The sequence below is a fragment of the Paenibacillus sp. D9 genome (genome assembly GCF_001188365.1).
Classification (GTDB): Bacteria; Bacillota; Bacilli; order Paenibacillales; family Paenibacillaceae; genus Paenibacillus_O; species Paenibacillus_O humicus.
The window spans coordinates 3,748,764-3,769,049 of sequence record NZ_JZEJ01000001.1; the positions used below are offsets into that span (position 1 = coordinate 3,748,764).

Annotated in this window: 19 protein-coding genes and 1 riboswitch; of the genes, 18 read left to right on the forward strand and 1 reads right to left on the reverse strand. The window is 58.8% G+C overall.

Going from position 1 to position 20,286, the window contains the following annotated elements:
• Positions 1 to 97: 97 nt before the first annotated feature.
• Positions 98 to 321, forward strand: a riboswitch (cyclic di-AMP (ydaO/yuaA leader).
• Positions 322 to 739: 418 nt separating this feature from the next.
• The 17 genes from VE23_RS16850 to spoVT all read left to right on the forward strand — a co-directional run bounded on the left by VE23_RS16850 (position 740) and on the right by spoVT (position 17,617).
• Positions 740 to 1,714, forward strand: coding sequence for a G5 domain-containing protein (locus tag VE23_RS16850; protein ID WP_332310175.1), 975 nt, complete (start codon positions 740 to 742; stop codon positions 1,712 to 1,714).
• A gap of 215 nt (positions 1,715 to 1,929) precedes the next feature.
• Positions 1,930 to 2,493 carry a ribonuclease M5 gene (rnmV, locus tag VE23_RS16855; RefSeq protein ID WP_048749672.1) on the forward strand — a complete coding sequence of 188 codons (564 nt, stop codon included), beginning with the start codon at positions 1,930 to 1,932 and terminating at the stop codon, positions 2,491 to 2,493.
• Positions 2,474 to 3,346, forward strand: coding sequence for a 16S rRNA (adenine(1518)-N(6)/adenine(1519)-N(6))-dimethyltransferase RsmA (rsmA, locus tag VE23_RS16860; RefSeq protein WP_049868625.1), 873 nt, complete (start codon positions 2,474 to 2,476; stop codon positions 3,344 to 3,346). Before rnmV ends, rsmA begins: the two co-directional genes overlap by 20 nt.
• 170 nt (positions 3,347 to 3,516) lie before the next feature.
• Positions 3,517 to 4,413 (forward strand): sporulation peptidase YabG, encoded by an 897-nt coding sequence (gene yabG, locus VE23_RS16865; RefSeq protein ID WP_048749669.1) that lies wholly within the window; start codon positions 3,517 to 3,519, stop codon positions 4,411 to 4,413.
• Between the two features lie 143 nt (positions 4,414 to 4,556).
• Positions 4,557 to 4,829, forward strand: coding sequence for a biofilm formation stimulator Veg (gene veg / locus VE23_RS16870; protein ID WP_048749666.1), 273 nt, complete (start codon positions 4,557 to 4,559; stop codon positions 4,827 to 4,829).
• 169 nt (positions 4,830 to 4,998) lie between these two features.
• Positions 4,999 to 5,184 carry a small, acid-soluble spore protein, alpha/beta type gene (locus VE23_RS16875; RefSeq protein WP_048749664.1) on the forward strand — a complete coding sequence of 62 codons (186 nt, stop codon included), beginning with the start codon at positions 4,999 to 5,001 and terminating at the stop codon, positions 5,182 to 5,184.
• A gap of 110 nt (positions 5,185 to 5,294) precedes the next feature.
• Positions 5,295 to 6,149 (forward strand): 4-(cytidine 5'-diphospho)-2-C-methyl-D-erythritol kinase, encoded by an 855-nt coding sequence (gene ispE / locus VE23_RS16880; protein ID WP_021878498.1) that lies wholly within the window; start codon positions 5,295 to 5,297, stop codon positions 6,147 to 6,149.
• A gap of 82 nt (positions 6,150 to 6,231) precedes the next feature.
• On the forward strand, positions 6,232 to 7,059 hold the full coding sequence (purR, locus tag VE23_RS16885; RefSeq protein ID WP_048749661.1) for a pur operon repressor: 828 nt from the start codon (positions 6,232 to 6,234) through the stop codon (positions 7,057 to 7,059).
• Between the two features lie 14 nt (positions 7,060 to 7,073).
• The gene (locus tag VE23_RS16890) at positions 7,074 to 7,463 is read left to right on the forward strand and encodes a Rid family detoxifying hydrolase (protein ID WP_048749659.1); all 390 of its coding nucleotides are present in this window, start codon (positions 7,074 to 7,076) and stop codon (positions 7,461 to 7,463) included.
• A gap of 126 nt (positions 7,464 to 7,589) precedes the next feature.
• Complete coding sequence (gene spoVG / locus VE23_RS16895; RefSeq protein WP_020620824.1) at positions 7,590 to 7,877, forward strand: septation regulator SpoVG; 288 nt, start codon at positions 7,590 to 7,592, stop codon at positions 7,875 to 7,877.
• A 297-nt stretch (positions 7,878 to 8,174) separates the two neighbouring features.
• The gene (gene glmU / locus VE23_RS16900) at positions 8,175 to 9,575 is read left to right on the forward strand and encodes a bifunctional UDP-N-acetylglucosamine diphosphorylase/glucosamine-1-phosphate N-acetyltransferase GlmU (RefSeq protein WP_049868626.1); all 1,401 of its coding nucleotides are present in this window, start codon (positions 8,175 to 8,177) and stop codon (positions 9,573 to 9,575) included.
• A gap of 202 nt (positions 9,576 to 9,777) precedes the next feature.
• On the forward strand, positions 9,778 to 10,422 hold the full coding sequence (locus tag VE23_RS16905) for a 50S ribosomal protein L25/general stress protein Ctc (protein WP_048749652.1): 645 nt from the start codon (positions 9,778 to 9,780) through the stop codon (positions 10,420 to 10,422).
• A 177-nt stretch (positions 10,423 to 10,599) separates the two neighbouring features.
• Positions 10,600 to 11,160, forward strand: a complete 561-nt coding sequence (gene pth, locus VE23_RS16910) for an aminoacyl-tRNA hydrolase (RefSeq protein WP_048749650.1) — start codon at positions 10,600 to 10,602, stop codon at positions 11,158 to 11,160.
• Between the two features lie 147 nt (positions 11,161 to 11,307).
• Positions 11,308 to 11,541, forward strand: a complete 234-nt coding sequence (locus tag VE23_RS16915) for an anti-sigma-F factor Fin family protein (RefSeq protein ID WP_048749648.1) — start codon at positions 11,308 to 11,310, stop codon at positions 11,539 to 11,541.
• Between the two features lie 195 nt (positions 11,542 to 11,736).
• A complete protein-coding gene (gene mfd, locus VE23_RS16920; RefSeq protein WP_049868627.1) occupies positions 11,737 to 15,270 on the forward strand; it encodes a transcription-repair coupling factor in 3,534 nt (1,177 codons plus the stop codon).
• Between the two features lie 137 nt (positions 15,271 to 15,407).
• Positions 15,408 to 16,472: a peptidylprolyl isomerase gene (locus tag VE23_RS16925; protein ID WP_049868628.1), complete on the forward strand. Its 1,065-nt coding sequence runs from the start codon at positions 15,408 to 15,410 to the stop codon at positions 16,470 to 16,472.
• Between the two features lie 602 nt (positions 16,473 to 17,074).
• The gene (gene spoVT / locus VE23_RS16930) at positions 17,075 to 17,617 is read left to right on the forward strand and encodes a stage V sporulation protein T (RefSeq protein WP_048746948.1); all 543 of its coding nucleotides are present in this window, start codon (positions 17,075 to 17,077) and stop codon (positions 17,615 to 17,617) included.
• Positions 17,618 to 17,689: 72 nt separating this feature from the next.
• Here the strand turns inward: spoVT and VE23_RS26590 are convergent, their stop codons facing one another.
• The gene (locus VE23_RS26590) at positions 17,690 to 18,991 is read right to left on the reverse strand and encodes a DUF4397 domain-containing protein (protein WP_049868629.1); all 1,302 of its coding nucleotides are present in this window, start codon (positions 18,989 to 18,991) and stop codon (positions 17,690 to 17,692) included.
• Positions 18,992 to 19,177: 186 nt separating this feature from the next.
• Between VE23_RS26590 and VE23_RS25990 the strand changes: the two genes are divergently transcribed.
• Positions 19,178 to 20,286 (forward strand): oligosaccharide flippase family protein (locus VE23_RS25990; protein WP_198156186.1); only part of this gene is annotated, 1,109 nt, incomplete at its 3' end.

The window sequence follows — 20,286 nt, forward strand, 5'->3', positions numbered from 1 at the left end:
TTTTCCTCTAATTTGGCTGAAAGAGTCTTTTATCTCTTCTTTACAATCGGTTGACCGAAACTGTATGATTCAACTCAGAGCTTTGAGTGATGCAGTTTTTAATCATTCGCTTAATCTCCCCACAAGGGAGAGCGGGGGAACCAAGCAGCGATTCCTTGCAGTCCCGGATGACAGGATATTCCGGAGCGGACTGGATGGACGAACTGACCTTTTCCAGGGGTGAATTTTGCCAAAAGGCCTTGAGCAGGCCGAGTAGGCGAATAGGGCAGCTCTCTTGTCCGAACCCGTCAGCTAACCTCGTAAGCGCATATAAGAGAGATCAACCTCGTGCTCCACTTTCCATGTGTTCAGCGTGACCAACCCGGGAAGCCACGATACAGATCCTCTGTCGACGGCTTCTTTTTGTTTGAATATTGCGTAAACCGTCGACATAGGGTTAACCGTGGAGGTGAAGCAAGAGGTTGATAGGCGTGCTGCTCGGCACGTACAAAACCTAATAGTCGCGTCTTAAATAGTCATGCGTAACACGAGGCGGCGGGGCTATGTAAGGAGGACCGAAGAAGTGGGCGCAATTCCCTTAAAGGACACCCATGTACAACGATCATCCAGCAAGTCTTTCCAATGGCGATGGAAGCATGAAAACCTGCGTTTGATCCTACTGAGCTTAATTATCTCAATCGCGATGACTTTCATGTTTTTGGTGTTGTTGCACGGAACGTCTGAGAAGAACGTCTCCGTAGTGTTGAACGGACAGGAAACGATCCTGAGCACGAAGCAGGATGTCCTGCAGCACCTACTGGATGAACAAGCTATAACTGTCGGACCGCACGACCAGATTTCCGTTCCGCTGAGCGCGGCGCTCAAGGATGGAGACCGGATCATTGTTGATCAGGCTGTGCCGGTGACGATTATGGCTGACGGAAAGACTACGACGGTGTACACGACCGAAAAAACCGTGAAGGCCGCGATCGGAGAGTCCAATATTCCGATTCGCGAGCAAGACAAAATTCTCCCTGACACCTCCTCGCAGCTGAAACCGAACATGACGATTCGGGTGCTGCGAATCGACAAGCATACGACCACGACAAAGCACGACATTCCTTTCACCGTCATCCGCAAAGAGGATGCTACCTTGGAAAAGGGGCAGCTGAAAATGGTGAAGGCCGGCCAGAACGGCCAATTGGTCAAAACCTTCGAAAAGGTATACCAGGATGGCAAGATGGTATCCATGACGCTGCTCGCCAAATCGATGGAACAGCCCGCCGTCAACAAGATCGTTGCGGTCGGCACCAAGGAAAAGCCGAAGCCTAAAGCTGTCGCTCTCAGCGCAGCGTCTTCGGCATCGCAATCCGTCACCAAATCAGGCCTCTCGCTCAAAGCCAAGAAAGTGCTGAACAACGTCACCCTGACGGCTTATACCGCCGGTTTTGCCTCTACGGGCAAATCCAAAGGCGACGCCGGCTACGGCATCACCGCTTCCGGAGCAAAAGTATCGGAAGGCCGCACCATTGCAGTCGACCCGGATGTCATCCCGATGGGATGGTGGGTATATATAGAAGGAATCGGCTTCCGTCGTGCAGAAGATACGGGGAGCGCGATCAACGGCAAGAAGATCGACGTGTTCTACGAGAGTGAATCTTACGTGAAGCAGTTCGGCAAGAAGCGCGGATACACCGTATACGTGCTGGGACCAACCAAGCCGAAGCTGAGCTGATTCAAGCGATACGGGTCCGCCTTTTCGAGGCGGTCCCGTTTTGGACGTTTATCGGGTATGAGGAGAGTAGAGAGGGCTTTTTTGGCTTATGCTAGGACCACTGCCGTCCTTTTGGGCCGCAGTCCGGATTCGGGCCTGGCCGGCATTCAGAGGCTCGAGCCTCTTTTTCTTTTTATACCCCCTTACACGCGTATTGAATTAAAGGAGACAAGGCCTTGATCAAAGAAATTATCGTCGTGGAGGGCAAGGACGACACGGCAGCGATTCGGCGCGCCGTGGAAGCCGACACGATCGAAACGAACGGCTCGGCGATCGGCGAGGAAGTGCTGCGCCGCATCGAGCTCGCCATGCAGCGGCGGGGGGTCATCATCTTCACCGACCCCGACCATGCCGGAGAGAGAATACGCAAAATCGTCTCGCAGCGGGTGCCCGGCTGCAAGCATGCCTTTTTGCCGCAGGAGGACGCCTTGTACAAAGGCGATATCGGCGTGGAGAATGCCTCGCCGGAAGCGGTCAGGAGAGCTTTGGCGTCCGTTCGGACGGAAGGAGATCCGGAGAAGGCGGAAATCACCAATGCCGATCTGCTGGAGGCGGGTCTGCTGGTGCATGGCGATGCGGCCCGGCGGCGATTGCTCATGGGCAACCGGCTGGGCATCGGCTACTGCAACGGCAAGCAGTTCCTGAAGCGCTGCGCCAGCTTTCAGATCACCAAGGAAGAATTCGGACAAGCCTTGCGGCAGATGGAGGAGGAGATCGCCCGTGGACGTAGCGACACCTAGAAGAACGAAGGAAATCATCGAGAGGCATGGTTTCTCCTTCAAGAAGAGCCTGGGGCAGAACTTCCTGATCGACCCCAATATTCTGAACAAGATCGTAGCCGCGGCCGGACTGGATCCTACCAAAGGGGCGCTGGAGATCGGTCCCGGCATCGGCGCGCTGACCCAGCAGCTGGCCAGGGAAGCAGGCAAGGTGGCAGCGGTCGAGATCGACCGGCGGCTGATCCCGATTCTTCAGGAGGTGCTGGAAGCCGACGAGAATGTGCGCATCGTTCACGGCGACGTGCTGGAGATCGACCTGCAGGAGCTGTTCAAGGAGCAGTTCGGCGAGGTGAGCGCCGTCAGCGTCGTGGCCAATCTGCCCTATTACGTGACGACACCGATCCTGATGAAGCTTCTGGAGGAGCGGCTGCCGCTGGAGAACATCGTGGTTATGATCCAGAAGGAAGTCGCGGAGCGGATGGCGGCCAAGCCCGGAACGAAGGCCTATGGCAGCCTCAGCGTGGCGGTCCAGTATTACGCGGTGCCGGAGCTTGTCTGCATCGTGCCTCATACGGTGTTCATTCCGCAGCCGAACGTCGACTCGGCCGTCATCAAGCTGGCGATGCGCGACAAGCCTGCCGTGGACGTTGCGGACGAGGATTTCTTCTTCCGTACGGTTCAAGCCTGCTTCGCGCAGCGCCGCAAGACGATCCACAACAATCTGTCCTCCTGGATAGGCAAGGACAAGCGGGAGGAGCTTACCCGCATCCTCGAATCGACGGGGATCGATCCCGTGCGGCGCGGCGAAACGCTGTCGCTGCAGGAATATGCCTCTCTGACGGCAGCGCTTGAAGCGCATGGCTTTAAGGGCTGACAGACCCGGCAGCGCTGCTGCGGCTGAGCGAAGCTCTTCATGAGGATCCGGTGAGATCCTTTCATGAAGGGCTTTTTGCCTTGGGAGCCGCGCCAGTCACGCAGCGCCGAAAACCCGTTGTCACCTCCGGCGGCCTATGCCCATACCATAAGGCAGAGGTGATGGGCCTAATGAATCAAGGGGATTTTGTCGTTCGGCGCTCCTACGGCGGGGATGTATTGTTCCGCATCGAAACTATACGCGGGGATACCGCCATTTTGAAGGGAGCGGATTACCGTCTGCTCGCCGACGCGCCGCTCGGCGACCTGACGAAGGTGGCCGATCCGGAGGAGCTGGGCGTCACGAAGTCGGTCCGAAGCAAGGTGAAGGCGTCCAACCAGCGAATGAGCCAAGAGCTGATCGATCAGTCCGTCCATCACGAGATGGACTTCCGTCCCGGAGACTCCAATGCTTCCGCACAGGCATATTTCGACCTGCCCGGCAAAGTTCTGCATCTGGACGGCGACGCCAATTATATGCGCAAAAGCATGCAGCTGTACAATCAGATGAAGGTGCCGGCTCAAGGCCTTCACGTCGGCGAACCGCAGATGGCGGATCTGCTGTACCATCTGCTGCCGCAGGTGAAGCCGGATGTCGTCGTCATTACCGGCCATGACGGCCTGCTCAAGAACCGCCCTACAGGCGATCTCTACAGCATAGGCAGTTATAAGAACTCCCAGAACTTCGTCAACGCGGTCCATGTGGCCCGGGAGTATGACAAGAACCGCGACAATCTGATCGTGGTCGCAGGGGCATGCCAGTCCCATTATGAGGCGCTGCTGCAGTCCGGAGCCAACTTCGCCAGCTCGCCGGGACGCATCCTTATTCATGCGCTCGATCCGGTCTATATCGCCATCAAGGCAAGCTACACGTCGATCCGGGAGCCGATCAACCTGCCGGATGTCATACACGGCACGATTTCGGGCATCGACGGGGTGGGCGGAATCGAGACGATGGGACGTTACAGGGTCGGTCTTCCGAAGCCGCAGACGGTTACAAATGTGAAGCCAAACCCTTATTATGCGTAAGCTGTAAATCCTTATTCATCTTGAAAGCGAAGTCGAAAAATTTTCATTGACACTAAAGTTGGAGCGATGATATAATTTTCGTTTATTTGACAACGCCTCCTCCCTTGGGCTATAATGGACAAGGAAAGAGGTGGTAGTTGCCAATGGCTAGAAATGCTTTGTCTGAGATCAAGCGCAGCATGGAAGCACATGTTGGAGCCAAAATCATGCTGCGGGCTAACGGAGGCCGGCGCAAGACGGTTGAACGTTCCGGTGTTTTGGAAGAAACCTACCCATCTGTTTTCATTGTCAAGCTGGATCAGGATCAGCATGCTTTCAAGCGTGTGTCCTATAGTTACGCGGACATTCTGACGGATTCCGTCGAGGTCACCGTCTGCAACGACGAAGGCCAAGTACGGATCAATCCCGTTCACTGATCGTCCAATAGATGCTTAACCGGGGAACTTCGCGCGACCGCTGCCGGCTGTCGTGCTTTTTTTATGCTTGCTTTCGGGGACCGCATAGAAGCGGGAGTCCGCTCTCATACTACAGGAAGGGCTGTCGCCGTTGACGGCCCAATACAGCCGGAGGGCAAGGAGGCTACGCATGAGCCGCAGAAGACGCAGCATAATGTCCGAACAGCTGAAGGTGGAGCTCGCCAAGGATCTTGGCTTTTATGACACGGTCCAGGAAGAAGGATGGGGCGGCATCAAGGCGAAGGATGCGGGCAATATGGTCAAGCGCGCCATTCAGATGGCCGAGCAGGCCGCATCCCGCCAGAACCAGAGCTAGAGCATGACAAGCGGCTTCCGGCGCGGTTTCCCGCGCATGGGGCCGCTTTCGCTTTTATCCGTTCGGATGGTATAATAAATCCAGTTTATCTAACGAACGGGTGACGACATATGAAAATCTACGAGAAGGCCCCGGCCAAAATCAACCTGCTGCTGGACGTGCTGCGCAAGCGCGCGGACGGCTATCACGAGGTTGAAATGATCATGACCATGGTAGATCTGTCGGATCGCCTGGAGATGGAAGAGCTTCAGAGAGACACGATCATCATTTCCAGCCAGGCGGGCTACATACCTTTGGACGAGAAGAATCTGGCCTTCCAAGCCGCGCGTCTCATCAAGGAGCGCTATGATGTGCGCAAAGGCGTATATATCCATCTGGACAAGAAGATTCCGGTCGCCGCCGGACTCGCAGGCGGAAGCAGCGATGCGGCCGCGGCGCTCCGCGGACTGAACCGCCTGTGGAAGCTCGGCATTCCGGACGAGGAGCTGTGCAAGCTCGGAGCGGAGCTCGGCTCCGACGTGCCGTTCTGCGTCACGGGAGGAACGGCTCTGGCCACGGGACGCGGAGAAATTCTGCAGCGCATCGACAATCCCCCTTCCTGCTGGGTCGTGCTGGCGAAACCTCCTATCAACGTGTCGACCGCCGATGTATACGGGCGCTTTCGGGCCGACAGCGTGCCGAGACATCCTTCGCTCAGCGGCATGATGGAGGCGATCCGCACAGGATCGTTCCAGGGAGTCTGCGAGGAGATGGGCAATGTGCTGGAAGACGTCACCTTGTCCCTGTATCCGGAAGTCGCGCAGCTCAAGGAAAGCATGCAGCGCCTCGGAGCGGACGGCGTGCTGATGTCGGGCAGCGGCCCGACGGTATTCGGCCTCGTGACCAAGGAATCCAAGCTCGCCCGAATCTACAATGGACTCCGAGGCTTTTGCAAGGAAGTCTATGTGGTAAGAATGCTCACATAGAATGGACATCAACCTTGATTGAATCCGTATAAAGATGATATATTGTCTTTATAATATTCGGATTTAGCCAGGGGGATTCCCAATGAAAAAATTAAAGCGAAGCGCAAGACTGGTCGAGATGACCCAATATCTATTATCCCGCCCCCATACGTTAATATCTCTTACAGCTTTTGCTGATCGATATCAGTCTGCAAAATCCTCCATCAGCGAGGATCTGGCTATCATCAAGGAAGTATTCGAAGAGGAAGGCATCGGCCAGCTCCAGACTCTGGCTGGAGCGGCGGGCGGAGTGCGCTACATCCCGCGCATGCCGCAGGAACCGGCGATGGAGATCATCCGGGGCGTATGCCGCGAGCTTGAGCTTCCGGAGCGCGTGCTCCCAGGCGGCTATCTGTACATGACGGACATGCTCGGGCAGCCCGGACTGCTCGCCGATGTCGGCCGGATTTTTGCGACCGCTTTCGCAGACCGCCGCATCGACGTCGTCATGACGGTAGAGACCAAGGGGATTCCGCTCGCTTACGCTACCGCAAGCTGCCTCAATCTTCCCGTCGTCATCGTCAGGCGCGACAACAAAGTGACGGAGGGCTCTGCCGTCAGCATCAATTACGTATCCGGCTCCAACAAGCGAATCCAGACGATGTCGCTGGCCCGCCGCGCGCTCAAGGAGCAGTCCCGCGTCCTGATCATCGACGACTTCATGAAGGCGGGAGGCACCGTGCAGGGCATGATGGACCTGCTGCATGAATTTAACGCGACCGTCGCCGGCGTCGGCGTGTTCGTCGAATCCGGAGAGGTCGGGACCGAGGAGCGGCTTCTCGAGGATTACGTGTCTCTGGCGAAGCTTACGGCCGTGGATATGAAGACGAAGCAGACGACCGTCGTTCCGGGCAACTATTTCAATTCCTAGGAGGCTACCTATCCATGAATGTCCAACCGATTACAGCCGCCGGCGCGCCTGCCGCGATCGGCCCCTACTCCCACGCGGTCCAGTTCGGCAGCCTTCTGTTCACATCGGGCCAGATTCCGCTGCTTGAGGACGGATCGCTGATCGAAGGCGGCATCCAGGAACAGACCCATCAAGTATTCCGCAACCTGCAAGCCGTGCTTGCTGCAGGCGGCTCGTCGCTCGGCAATGTGATCAAGGCGACCGTCTTTCTGAAGGACATGAATCAGTTCGCGGCGGTCAACGAGATCTACGCTTCCTACTTCGGAGAGCACAAGCCGGCCCGTTCGGCCGTTGAAGTCGCACGTCTTCCGAAGGATGTTTTTGTCGAAATCGAACTGATCGCTTCGATCCCTGTCGAATCGTAACGAATTATATTTTTTTCCAAAATTTATTTCTTAAAACGGGTTTCAATTCCCAGAATTAAGAAGGAATCTGCATGGAAATGTGGAATTATACACCAAGTCTTCGATAGGCAAAGGTGGTGAACACAAGTGCAGATTACCGATGTCAGACTCCGCCGCGTTAATTCCGAAGGGCGTATGAAGGCCATTGCTTCCATCACCATTGATAATGAATTTGTCGTTCATGATATTCGCGTCATTGACGGCAACAATGGTATGTTCGTCGCAATGCCAAGCAAGCGTACGCCGGATGGGGAATTCCGGGATATTGCCCACCCGATCTCTTCCACCACTCGGGAGAAGATTCAAGCTGCCGTACTCGCCGAGTACGAGCGCGCAGCAACGGAAGAAGAAGTTGCAATCGAAGAAGGTGCCTGAATCAGTAGGCGCCAATGAAAAAGCAGCGTAAGGCGCGAAATCGTTCTGGAGAAACGGATGTGGTCGCCTTTGTCCCCGGATTTCAACCGCTAAAGCGGCAGAAATCAGAGAAATCTGGGGACAACAGCGATCGGAAGAATGATTTCCGTCTGCAGCGACATATTTTCAATGGCCTCGATCAGCAGGGGCCTTTCGGACAAATGCATGGATGGGGGGCCCCTCGGGCTCCCTTTCTTTTTGCCCTATGATGGGATATAGTCAGTGTACATAATGGGGAACACAGGAGGGAATCAAGCGGTGAATGTAATGGCGGTCGTGCTTGCGGCAGGACAAGGCAAGCGGATGAAATCCAAGCTGTACAAGGTGCTGCATCCCGTATGCGGCAAGCCGATGGTAGGACATGTCGTAGATACGGTGGAGCAGGCGTCCTGCTCCAGAACCGTCGTTGTCGTCGGCCACGGAGCCGCAGCCGTTCAATCTTATTTGGGAGACCGCGCCGAATTCGTGCTGCAGGAGCAGCAGCTCGGCACCGGACATGCGGTCATCCAGGCTAGGGAGCTGCTCGGGCAGGAGGAGGGCATTACGCTCGTCGTCTGCGGGGATACGCCGCTCGTGACGGTCGAGACGGTGAATGCGATGATCGAGCTTCATCAGGCAAGCGGCGCGGCCGCAACGGTGCTGACGGCCGAATTTGCTAATCCGACCGGCTACGGCCGTGTCATCCGCGGCTCCGAAGGCGCGGTCGAGCGCATCGTGGAGCAGAAGGACTGCTCCCCAGCCGAAGCCGCCGTCCGCGAGATCAACACGGGCACGTACTGCTTCGACAACCGCAAGCTGTTCGACGCGCTCTCCCGCGTCACCAACGACAACGCCCAGGGAGAATACTACCTGACCGATGTCATCGGCATTTTCGTCTCGGAAGGCGAGACGGTCCAGGCCTACTGCACGAGCGATCTGGCCGAGGCGATCGGCATCAACGACCGCATTGCGCTCGGAGAAGCGGAAAGCCTCATGCGCCAGCGCATCGTGCGCCGCCATCAAGTGAACGGCGTCACGGTCATCGATACGGGCAGCGCCTATATCGAAGCCGATGTGAAGATCGGAGCCGATACGATTCTCTATCCCGGCACCGTTCTGAGGGGCTCCACAGTCATCGGAGAGGACTGCATCATCGGCCCGTCGGCGGATATCGCGGACTCCGTCATCGGAGACGGCGTGACCGTCCGCTATTCCACGATCGATCAGTCCGAAGCGGGAGACGGCAGCTCGATCGGCCCTTACGCCAATCTGCGGCCGGGCTCCAAGCTCGGCAAGGATTGCAAGATCGGCGACTTCGTGGAGCTGAAGAACGCTGTGCTTGGAGATGACAGCAAAGTATCCCATCTGAGCTATGTGGGCGATGCGGAAGTAGGCCGCGGGGTCAATATCGGCTGCGGCGCCATCACGGTCAACTATGACGGCTTCAACAAGTCGAAGACGGTCATCGGCGACGACGCCTTCATCGGCAGCAACGTCAATCTCATCGCTCCGGTTCATATCGGAGATGGAGCCTATGTCGTAGCCGGCTCCACCGTCACGCACGACGTGCCTGGAGGAGATCTCGCCATCGCCCGCGAGCGCCAGGTGAACAAGCCCGGTTATGCGGACAAGATCCGCTCGAGAGCCAAAGCGAAGAAGGAACGCAGCAAAACGGAATAGCCCTTGCCCTTCCCCCTGGTCCTGTATAACGGATCAGGGGGTTTTGCTGTCTCGGGAAAGTTAGCGGCACCCGGATCAGGAAGCGGCCGGAGATCGGCCGCAAGCCCTCGAAGTGTTTAAACGAGCGCCCGGATGGGTATAGTTAGGGAAAGTCGGACAATATGTCCACAGGTGTATGACCTATAGAGGAGGAAGATCGATTATGGCAATTACGATGCAAGCACAGACCCGCACGAACGCTTCCAAAGGAAGCCTGCGCCAGCTCCGCAAGGAGGGAAAGGTGCCTGCGGTTGTATATGGCAAGAAATTGGAATCTTCATCGGTTATTTCCCTGGACGAAAAGGAAATCATGCATCTGCTCCGTTCCCATCCGAACGCGATCATCGAGCTGTCGATTCCGGATGCGGGCAAGCAGCCGGTCATGATTACGGACGTGCAGCGCGATGCGCTTTCCCGCAAGGTGGTTCATATCGATCTGCATCAGATCAATATGAATGAAGAGATCAAGACGGCCGTGCGCATCGATCTCACAGGAGATTCCGCCGGCGTCCGCGAAGGCGGCGTCCTGTCGGTATCGTTGCATGAGCTTGAGATCCAGTGCCTGCCGAACGACATCCCCGAATCCATCGAGGCGGATATCTCGTCCCTCGGAGTGGGCGAGAATCTGCTTGTCGGCGATTTGAAGCTGCCGGGCAACATCACGGCGCTGTCGGATGCCGAGCAGGTCGTCGTAGCCGTCCTGGCACCGCAGAAGGAAGTTTCCGAGGAGGAAGCCGACGAAGCGGCCAAGGAAGACGAGAAGGCGGCTGCCCGTTCCGAAGATGCCAACGCGGTGGACGAGGAGTAGTCCCGCCGCAGCCATGGCGCGTCCCTAGGGGGCGCGCTTTTTTCGTTTCCATGACGGCTGCAGGGAAGCTGCCGCCCGCGCCCGCCTGCTCGTAGCCGCGGCAGCGGTCTTTATGGTACAGTGACAGGATAGAAGCGCTCCATGAGGAGCGGCAGGACAAGGAAGGTGCGGCAGCAGATGAAATGGATCGTCGGCCTGGGAAATCCAGGCAGCCAATATGAGGATACCCGGCACAATATCGGCTTCAAAGTGGTGGACGCACTGGCGAAGCGATGGGATATCAAGGTCAATACGAGCAAATGCAAGGCGCTGATCGGCGAAGGACGCGTCGGAGCGGAGAAGGTCGTCCTGATCAAGCCGATGACCTACATGAACCTGTCCGGCGAGTCGATGCGGGCCTATATGGATTATTTTGGAGCCAAGCTGGAAGATCTCATCGTCGTCTATGACGACATGGATACGGAGACGGGCAAGATCCGCCTGCGCTATCAGGGAGGACCGGGCGGGCACAACGGCATCAAGTCCATCATCCAGCATATGGGGACGCAGAATTTCAACCGGATCCGCATGGGAGTGTCGCGTCCGACGAACGGCATGATCATCGCCGATTACGTGCTCTCGAACTTCCCGAAGGCAGACCGGGATGCTGTGCAGGCAATGATCGACAAGGCATGCGATGCGGCGGAGCATGCGCTGGACCATCCGTTCGACGACACGATGGGCAAGTTCAACGCCTGACGGCAAGCCGACGGTCGGATGACCTTCCCGGTATCGTCTGATAAAGCGGCATGGAGCAGGAAAATCGCTGCCCCCTGCCGGACAGGAGTTAGAAAGCCAGAAAGTGGACATACTGTAGCCAACGATATGTTGGACAGGAGGCCCCACATGGCAATCCATTATGAATGCAGGCACTGCCGGACGCCGCTCGGCTCGATCTCCAGCGTGCAAGGAATTACGGAGAACAGGCTCGGCCTGCATTTCTTGACCCTCGAAGAACGCAGCGATATAATAGCGTATAACCCGGATGGCGATATGGTGGTAAAAATTGTCTGCGAATATTGCAGCGAGGCCGTCGCCCGGAATCCGGAACTGCTGCTGGTATCAAGCCCGCTGCAGTAGCAAGATGGACGACAAGCAGATTTTCGCGCTTCGCGTATAGCAAGAGCCTTGGCCTGAAGCTGAGGCTTCTTTGCGTGTTCAAGGCGGAGACTTCATTGGCCCCGAGCGGTATGGGGCCTTGTTGCTGTCCCTCGGGACAGATGCTCTATGCCTGCGCAGCGCACGGTTTTCATATGAAAAGGGGTGCCGCAGCCATTGAAAGCGTTACTTGAGGCTTTTGCCGCGGACCGGGACTTCCAGTCGGTCGTCTCCGGGTTCCGCAAAGGGATGAGGGAGCAGCTGATTTCAGGCTTGGCAGGCTCCTCCCGCCAGGTGCTGATGGCGGCTCTGCGCCGCGAATTCGATCAGCCGATTCTGGTCTTGACCCACAATATGTTCTCGGCGCAGAAAATCGCCGAGGACCTGCAGGAGCTCTGCAAGGACGATGAAGTCCTGCTCTATCCCGCGAACGAACTGGTCGCCGCCGAAGCCGCCGTCTCGAGTCCCGAGATGCTGGCCCAGCGCATGGATGTGCTCATCCGGCTGTCCAGAGGATTCCGCGGGATCGTTGTCGTTCCCTTCTCCGGCGTCCGCCGCTACTTGCCGCTCAAAGGCGTCATGGCGGAAGCCCAGATCGAGGTCAAGGTCGGGGATACGCTGCCGCTGGAGCAGTTCCTTCAGCGCATGAACAGCCTCGGCTATGTCCGCGTGGACCGCGTGGAGAACCGGGGCGAGATGAGCGTCCGCGGCGGCATAGCGGACTTCTACCCGCTGACCTCTCCGGTCGCCGTGCGGATGGAATGGTTCGACGACGAGATCGACTCCATCCGCTCGTTCGATCCGGAAGGGCAGCGTTCCATAGACAAGATGAACGCCTATACCGTTCCTCCGTGCCAGGAGCTGATCGCGGACGAACGGCGCTTCGGCGCGGCCGCGCAGCATGGAGCGGAGCTGCTCGAGAAGCAGCTGGAGCGCATGACCGACCGTACGGCGAAGGAGCGGCTGCGCACGGAAATCGGATCGGAGCTGGAACGGCTGCGCCAGCACATCCATTTCCCCGAACTTTATAAATACATCGCTTTGCTCTACCCCGAGCGCCAGACGCTCTTCGACTATATGCCGGAGGATACGCTGCTCGTGCTCGACGAGCCGACGAGGCTGATCGAGACGGGCCGCCAGCTGGAGCGCGACGAGGCGGAGTGGCAGGCTCACCTGCTCTCGAACGGCAAGTCGCTGCCGGGCATCCAGCTGGCCCGCGAGGCGGACGAGGTGCTGCACAACCGCAAGTTCCCGGCCCTCTTCCTTTCGTTGTTCCTGCGCCAGATTCCGCATACCCAGCCGCAGAACATCCTGAACTTCATGTGCCGCAGCATGCAAAACTTCCACGGGCAGATGAACGTGCTGAAGGCCGAGATGGAGCGCTGGAAAAAAGCCGGCGCGAGCGTGCTCATGCTGGCCGGCGGCAGCGAGCGGATCGAGCGCCTGCGCCGGGTGCTCGGCGATTACGACATCGAGCCGCCTGCCATACTGGAAGGCGGCCTGCAGAGCGGCTTCGAGCTCCCGGGCTCGCATCTGGTCGTCATTACGGAAGGCGAGCTGTTCTCGCAGAAATCCCGCAAAACCCGACGCGTGGACAAGAATATCGACAATGCCGAGCGGATCAAGAGCTACACGGAGCTCAAGGTCGGCGACTATGTCGTCCACCAGAATCATGGCATCGGCAAATACATGGGCATCGGAACGCTTGAGATCGGCGGCATCCACAAGGACTACATGCATATCATGTATGCCGGCGGCGACAAGCTCTCCGTGCCGATCGACCAGATCGACCTCATCCAGAAATACGTCGGATCCGAGGAGAAGGAGCCGAAGGTCTATAAGCTCGGCGGCAACGAATGGACACGGGTCAAGAACAAGGTCCGCAGCTCCGTCAAGGATATCGCCGACGATCTCATCAAGCTGTACGCCCAGCGCCAGGAAGCCAAGGGCTTCGGCTTCGGGCAGGACACGGCCTACCAGAACGAGTTCGAGGCGATGTTCCCGTACGACGAGACGCCCGACCAGCTGCGCGCCATCCGCGAGATCAAGAAGGATATGGAGCTGCAGCGGCCGATGGACCGGCTGCTGTGCGGCGACGTCGGCTACGGCAAGACCGAGGTTGCGGTCCGCGCCGCCTTCAAGGCCGCCATCGAAGGCAAGCAGGTCGCCGTGCTCGTGCCGACGACGATCCTTGCCCAGCAGCACTACGAGACGTTCCGGGAGCGGTTCGCCGACTTTCCGTTCAACGTTCAGGTGCTCAGCCGCTTCCGCTCCCGCAAGGAGCAGACGGACACGATGAAAGGGCTCAAGGCCGGAACGGTCGACGTCGTCATCGGCACGCATCGCCTGCTGTCGCAGGATATCGTGTTCAAGGACCTTGGACTGCTCATCGTCGACGAGGAGCAGCGGTTCGGCGTATCGCATAAGGAGAAGCTCAAGCGGCTCAAGACCAATGTCGACGTGCTGACGCTGACGGCGACTCCGATACCGCGGACGCTGCATATGTCCATGCTCGGCGTGCGCGACCTGTCCGTCATCGAGACGCCGCCGGAGAACCGGTTCCCGGTGCAGACCTACGTCGTCGAGTACAATACGGCTCTCGTACGCGAGGCGATCGAGCGCGAGCTGGCCCGCGGCGGACAGGTATACTACCTGTACAACCGGGTCCAAGGCATTTATCAGATGGCGGAGCTGCTCTCCTCGCTCGTGCCGGAGGCGCGGGTGGCGGTCGGCCACGGGCAGATGTCGGAGCAGGAGCTGGAGAAGACGATTCTCGATTTTCTCGACGGGGAATCGGATGTCCTGGTGAGCACGAGCATCATCGAGACCGGCGTCGACATTCCGAACGTCAACACGCTCATCGTCCATGACGCGGACAAAATGGGCCTGTCCCAGCTGTACCAGCTGCGGGGACGGGTCGGCCGCTCCAACCGGATCGCCTACGCCTACTTCACCTACCAACGCGACAAGGTGCTGACGGAGGTCGCCGAGAAGAGGCTCCAGTCGATCAAGGAGTTCACGGAGCTCGGCTCCGGCTTCAAGATCGCGATGAGGGATCTTGCCATTCGCGGAGCGGGCAATCTGCTCGGGGCGGAGCAGCATGGCTTCATCGCCTCGGTCGGCTTCGATCTGTATTCGCAGATGCTGGCCGACGAGATCGCCCGCCGCAAGAAGGAAATGTACGGGGCGGAAGAAGAGACGGAGAAGCCTGTCAGCACCGTCATCGACCTCAGCCTGGATGCTTACCTGCCTTCGGATTATATTTACGACAGCATCCAGAAGATCGAGATCTACAAGAAGGTCGCTTCCCTGTCCTCGCTGGACGATGCCGAAGACTTGCGCGAGGAGCTGACCGACCGCTTCGGCGATCTGCCGCAGGCGGTAGATACTCTGCTCGACGTGGCGAGGCTGAAAATCTACGGCTCGTTGTACGGCATCGAGTCCGTAAGCGGCAAGGGCGACGAATGGACGCTCAAATTCGCGGCACGCGCGGCGCAGCCGATCGATATCCGGGCAATTGACAAGCTATGCCTCGACTTCGAGAACCGGTTCAAGCGCGGCGGCGCCAAGGACGCGGTGACGGAGCTGGCGCTGCGGGGCAAGGGACTCGGCAGCGAGGAGCGTCTCGCGCTCACGCTTAGCTTCCTGGAGCGAATGAAGGAAGCGGTGAAGCCGGCAGCACAGCTGGAGAAATCGGCAGGGGGCAAATAAGTCCCCCTGATCAGGGGACAAGAGCTCGTTTCGATGGACTTTTGTCCGGCTGGCAGACCGCAAACCGCTTACATGGCATAGATGGAAAACATCTGGTACACTGGGAACAAGCCTGAAAAGACCGAGAGGAGAACGTTATGCATATTTCGAGCAAGCGCCCTGCCTGGGGACGCAGCCTGCTGCTGATTCTTGCGGCCGTCCTGGCCGTGTCGCTGGCAGCATGCGGCAAGAAGGACAATGGGGAATCCGGCTCCAAGGATTCCGGGAAGACGATCGCCGAGTACAAGGGCGGAACGGTAACGGAAAAGGAATTCACCACGTTCACGAACGTGCTCAAGGTCATCAACCCGCAAATGGAGCCATACCTCGGAATGGCCGAATACAAAAATATGCTGCTCGACCAGTATATCGGGTACCACATCGTCTATGACGACGCCTCCAAGGAAGCGAAGGACAAAGCAACCAAGGACGCGGATACCGAATATGGCAAGATTGAGGAAGTCGTTACGAAGGACAAGCTCGACGAAGAGCTCAAGACCAACAGCATCACCTCGACCGACGTGAAGGATTACATCCGCCTCTCTATCGGCGTATCCGAAGCGATGGCAGCCAAGGTTACGGATGAAGATGTGACGAAATACTTCAATGACAACAAGCAAAGCCTGATCAAGGTCGACGTGCGCCACGTGCTGGTCGGCTTCAAGAAGCATTCTAAGGAAGATGCTCTGAAGCGCGCTAAGGAAGCCAAGGCGAAGCTTGAAGCTGCAGGCGCGGACTGGAATGCCCTCGCCAAGGAATACTCCGATGATCCCGGCTCCAGCAGCACCGGAGGCCTGTACTCCAATGCCGATCCTTCCACCTATGTAGAGGCATTCAAAAAAGCTTGCCTGGAGCAGAAGGTCGGCGTCGTAGGCGAACCTGTGGAGACCGAATACGGCTACCACGTCATCAAGGTCGAGAAGCGCGACGAGCCGACGCTGGAAAACTCCAAGCAGACGATCAAGGAAACGATCGGCCAGACCAAGCTGAACGACTACATGCAAAATGAGGTTCCAAAGCTGATCACGAAGAAGGAGGAATTCAAGGATCCGTCCCCAAGCCCGGCAGCCAGCCCTGCTGCGAGCCCGGCGGCCAACTCCGGCGCCGAGAACGGTGCGGCTACGAATTCCTCCGACGCGGCAGCGAACAACGGCTCCAAGTAAGGATCTCTGACCCATGGCTACACCCGCGCGCGGCTTCCGCATGCGGGTGTTTTTTTTGCCTTAAGGAAAGGAAGAGCACCCATGCAGATGCGGCTAGGAAGAGGTTCTCCATCCCATCGAATTACTTGGTAATACTATGTATGATTTGGAAATCGGCGCTGCCGAAGAGAAGCCGGGACAGACTTGAGGCGGCTCCTTTACCCGATTGAGCCCATAAGGCATAAGGGAAACTCAAGTGCAGCTGCACGTACGCACTCCCTTTTCCGCCGCTCTGAATAGAGCTCCTGCTCGCCTGGGGCGGGACGGGCGGCTGGAGAATTTGGGAGTACGGGAAGCCGGACTGGGCAAAATAAGTCGGCAAGCCGAATTCAGGCGGGCGGCCTCAGGCAGCTGCAGGCGGGATTTCGAACCCCGCCCGGCCTAGCTCCCGCGGAGGCTCGGACCGGCCGGGCCTGCATAAGAATTTGGGAGCGGATGAATACTATGGTCAGATTCGAAGGTATATGCCTGACAAGGATCAGCTCCTGTTTCCGCATAAAAGAAGCAAACGCCAGCGTCCAGTCGACTTTACTACTCTTCAAGGAAAGTGGGGCAACATGACAATGAAAGCAACTGGAATCGTGCGCCGGATCGATGATCTGGGCCGTGTCGTTATCCCGAAGGAAATCCGCCGTACGCTTCGCATCCGCGAAGGAGACCCGCTGGAGATATTTGTCGATCGCGACGGGGAAGTCATCCTCAAGAAGTACTCCCCGATCGGCGAGCTGGGCGACTTCGCCAAGGAATATGCGGAATCGCTCAGCGAAAGCACCGGACACATCACCCTGATCACGGACCGGGATACGGTCATCGCCATCGCGGGAGCTTCCAAGAAGGAATATATGGACAAGCCGGTCGGTCCCCTGCTGGAAACGGCGATGGACAACCGCAAAACGGCGGTGGAAACGGCAAGCGGCGAATACGAGGTCGTCAAAAACGGTCCCGAAACTTATTCTTCCTTCGTGGCGGCCCCGATCATCGCCGGCGGGGATCCCATCGGCACGGTCGTTCTGCTCAGCAAGGACGATTCCGTCAAAATGGCTCAGATGGAAATCAAGATGTCGGAAACCGCAGCCGGCTTCCTGGCCAAGCAAATGGAACAGTAGCATCCAGCAGGACAAGCTTCCTTCGGCCACCGCCCGATCGGGAGCTTGTTTTTTTGCATTCGAATGAAGCGTTCAAGATCCGTCCGCCAGCACGATCAAGCCGCTGTCGCCCGTAAAGAGAAGGGTCGCGGCCTGGGCGGGAGAGAGCGTGATCGACTGCGGGGAGAGCAGCGTCCGAAGCGATCCTGCCTCGCACAGCTCCAGCTCGAGCTCGGCCGGGCTCAGCGTGATGTAGGAGGAAGACGAGCCGTAAGACACACGCCGGAACAGCGTGCCTCCATCCCGAATCATAAGGTCTGCAGGGGCTCGGCCGTCAGCCAGGTGGAGCAGCCGAATCCGGGCGCGGTCGGCAGACGTCTCCCGCTCATCCTCGAACAGGAGAAGCTTCCCGTCGCCGGCTACAGCCGCCGTCATCCAGGCTCCGCTGCGCAAGTCGAGCTCGGCTGCGGCGACAGGGGATCGGGATTGCTCCTCCTGAATGGAGAGCGGGCAAGGGCCCGGACGGACTTCAAGATAGGAGGATGCCTCCAGATAATCGAGCGGCCGAACCGTCGTTCCGAGATGGAATTCAAGCTTCTCCTTGCCGGTATGGGCATGGAGAAGCCGGATATAAGCGGGCGGGAGATCGGCTGAATCGGGCCGGTCGGGAGCGGCATGGAGCTCGCCGCCTTCGGTCTGCGGTTCTCTGGGAATAGGGCTCCCCGAATTCGACACATAGGGGCTATTCATCGAACTGCCATAAGCAGAGGCCGAAGAGGCCGGCGATCCTCCAGCAGCCGCCGCAGCGGACTTCTGCGGGGCTGGTCCGGCCGCCCATTCGGGCATGGGTGAAGCTGCGCCAGCGGGCCAGAAGCTTGGGGAGGGGTAGCCGTAGCTGCCCGGATAACCCGCCGATGCGGAGAGCCCTTGGAAGCCGGAGGGAGCCGGAAAGCCTGGGAGAGAGTGGGAGAGCCCGGCTTCCTCGGAACTCCAATGCGGGGCGGCCGCCGGGTAAGGCAGAACGGCATTTCCGTTCTGCCCATGCGGGGCGGGAAAGCCATAGGGATTGGGATTGGAATTGGCGCCTGCGTATCCGGGCCAGCCGGGGGCGGCGTCGTAGTTCGCGGATCCGGGGTAGGCCGCGGCCGGGTGCCAGGCTTGCGGGCCGTCGAGTCCGGGAAGTCCGGACACGGCAGCCGGAGTTCCGTGAGCCGGAGCGGCGGAGAACGGAAGACCGTGCTGCCGCACAAGCGCGGCCAGCCGGGACAGCGCCTCGGAGTGAAGCTGCCGATAATAACGGCCCCAATCGGGCTCGCTGTATTCGTAAAGTCCGGCCAGCATGCCGTAAAGGCTGGCCTTCTGCCACTCTTCCCATACGGGCTGATGGTTGGACATGGACAAGTCTCCTCCCTGTCTGGGTCGTCGCTCTTCAACACCTGCTGTTCGACTATATGCGCCAATGGTTATCCAACATACGGAGTTGAGCCCCCGTACTTTCGACAGCCAGCCGTCCTCTTCATCCCGTTCGGGCGAATAAGGTATAATGAGGCGACGAAAATCGGGCGGGGAGACAAAGAGGATATGCCGAAGCAGAAGTGGGAGAAAGGCGCGTTGGGCGGTGCGGCTCTGCTCGCGGGAGCGGCTCTGCTGTCCAAGCTGATCGGGACGCTCCAGAAAATACCGCTGCAAAATATTGCGGGCGACCGGGTTTTCGGCATTTATAATGCCGTTTATCCGTTCTACCAGCTGATGCTGGTGCTGGCCACGGCCGGGCTGCCCGTGGCCGTCGCCATCCGTACCGCATCGCTGCTGGAAGAAGGGGACAAGCAGGGTGCGCGCCGTGCGGGAGCGGCCGGCGTCCTCCTGCTGTCGGTGCTCGGAGCGGCCGGGTTCGCCATGTTGTGGACCGGCGCTTCCGCTTTCGCGGACCTGATCGGCGATTCATCGGCAGCGGCATCGATCCGGGCGGTCGCGGCGGCGCTGTGGGTCGTGCCTGCGATGGCTGCATTGCGCGGTTATACGCAGGGAATGGGGGATATGAGGCCGACCGCCTGGTCGCAGCTGATTGAGCAGCTCGTGCGCGTGGCGGCCATGCTGCTGCTGCTTAATTTGGGCTGGTCCGCAGGCTGGGATGATTCCTCGTTGGCGGCTGGTGCGATGTCGGGCTCCTTCTTCGGCGGTGTTGCCGGCCTGCTGCTCATGATTCGGATGGCTGCGGGTAGAAGGGACCAAGCGGATCTGGCAGGTGTTGCGGGTAGAAGGGACCAAGCGGATCTGGCAGGGGCTGTGGGTAGAAAGGACCAAGCGGATCTGGCAGGGGCTGCGGAGGGGCGGGTGCCGCTTGTTGGAAGACTGGCTGCAATGGGGACTGAGATTCGCCGTCTTGCGGTGCTGGCGCTGCCCGTCGCGCTCGGCGCGATCGTGGCGCCGGTGCTTGGGGCTGTCGATGCTTTCACGGTCCCGCGTCTTCTTGCCGCCGCGGGCAGCAGTCCGGCCGAAGCGATGAGCGGTTTTGGACTTTACAGCCGGGGCCAGCCTCTCGTGCAGCTGGTTTCGATGGTCGCAGGCGCTGCCGCCGGGGCGCTCGTGCCGGCGCTGGTGCGCCAGCGGCGGAGCCGCCCGGAGGCGGCAGCGGCGCAAGCCCGGCTCGCCATGCGCGCAGCCTGGCTGATCGGCCTGGCCTCGGCGGC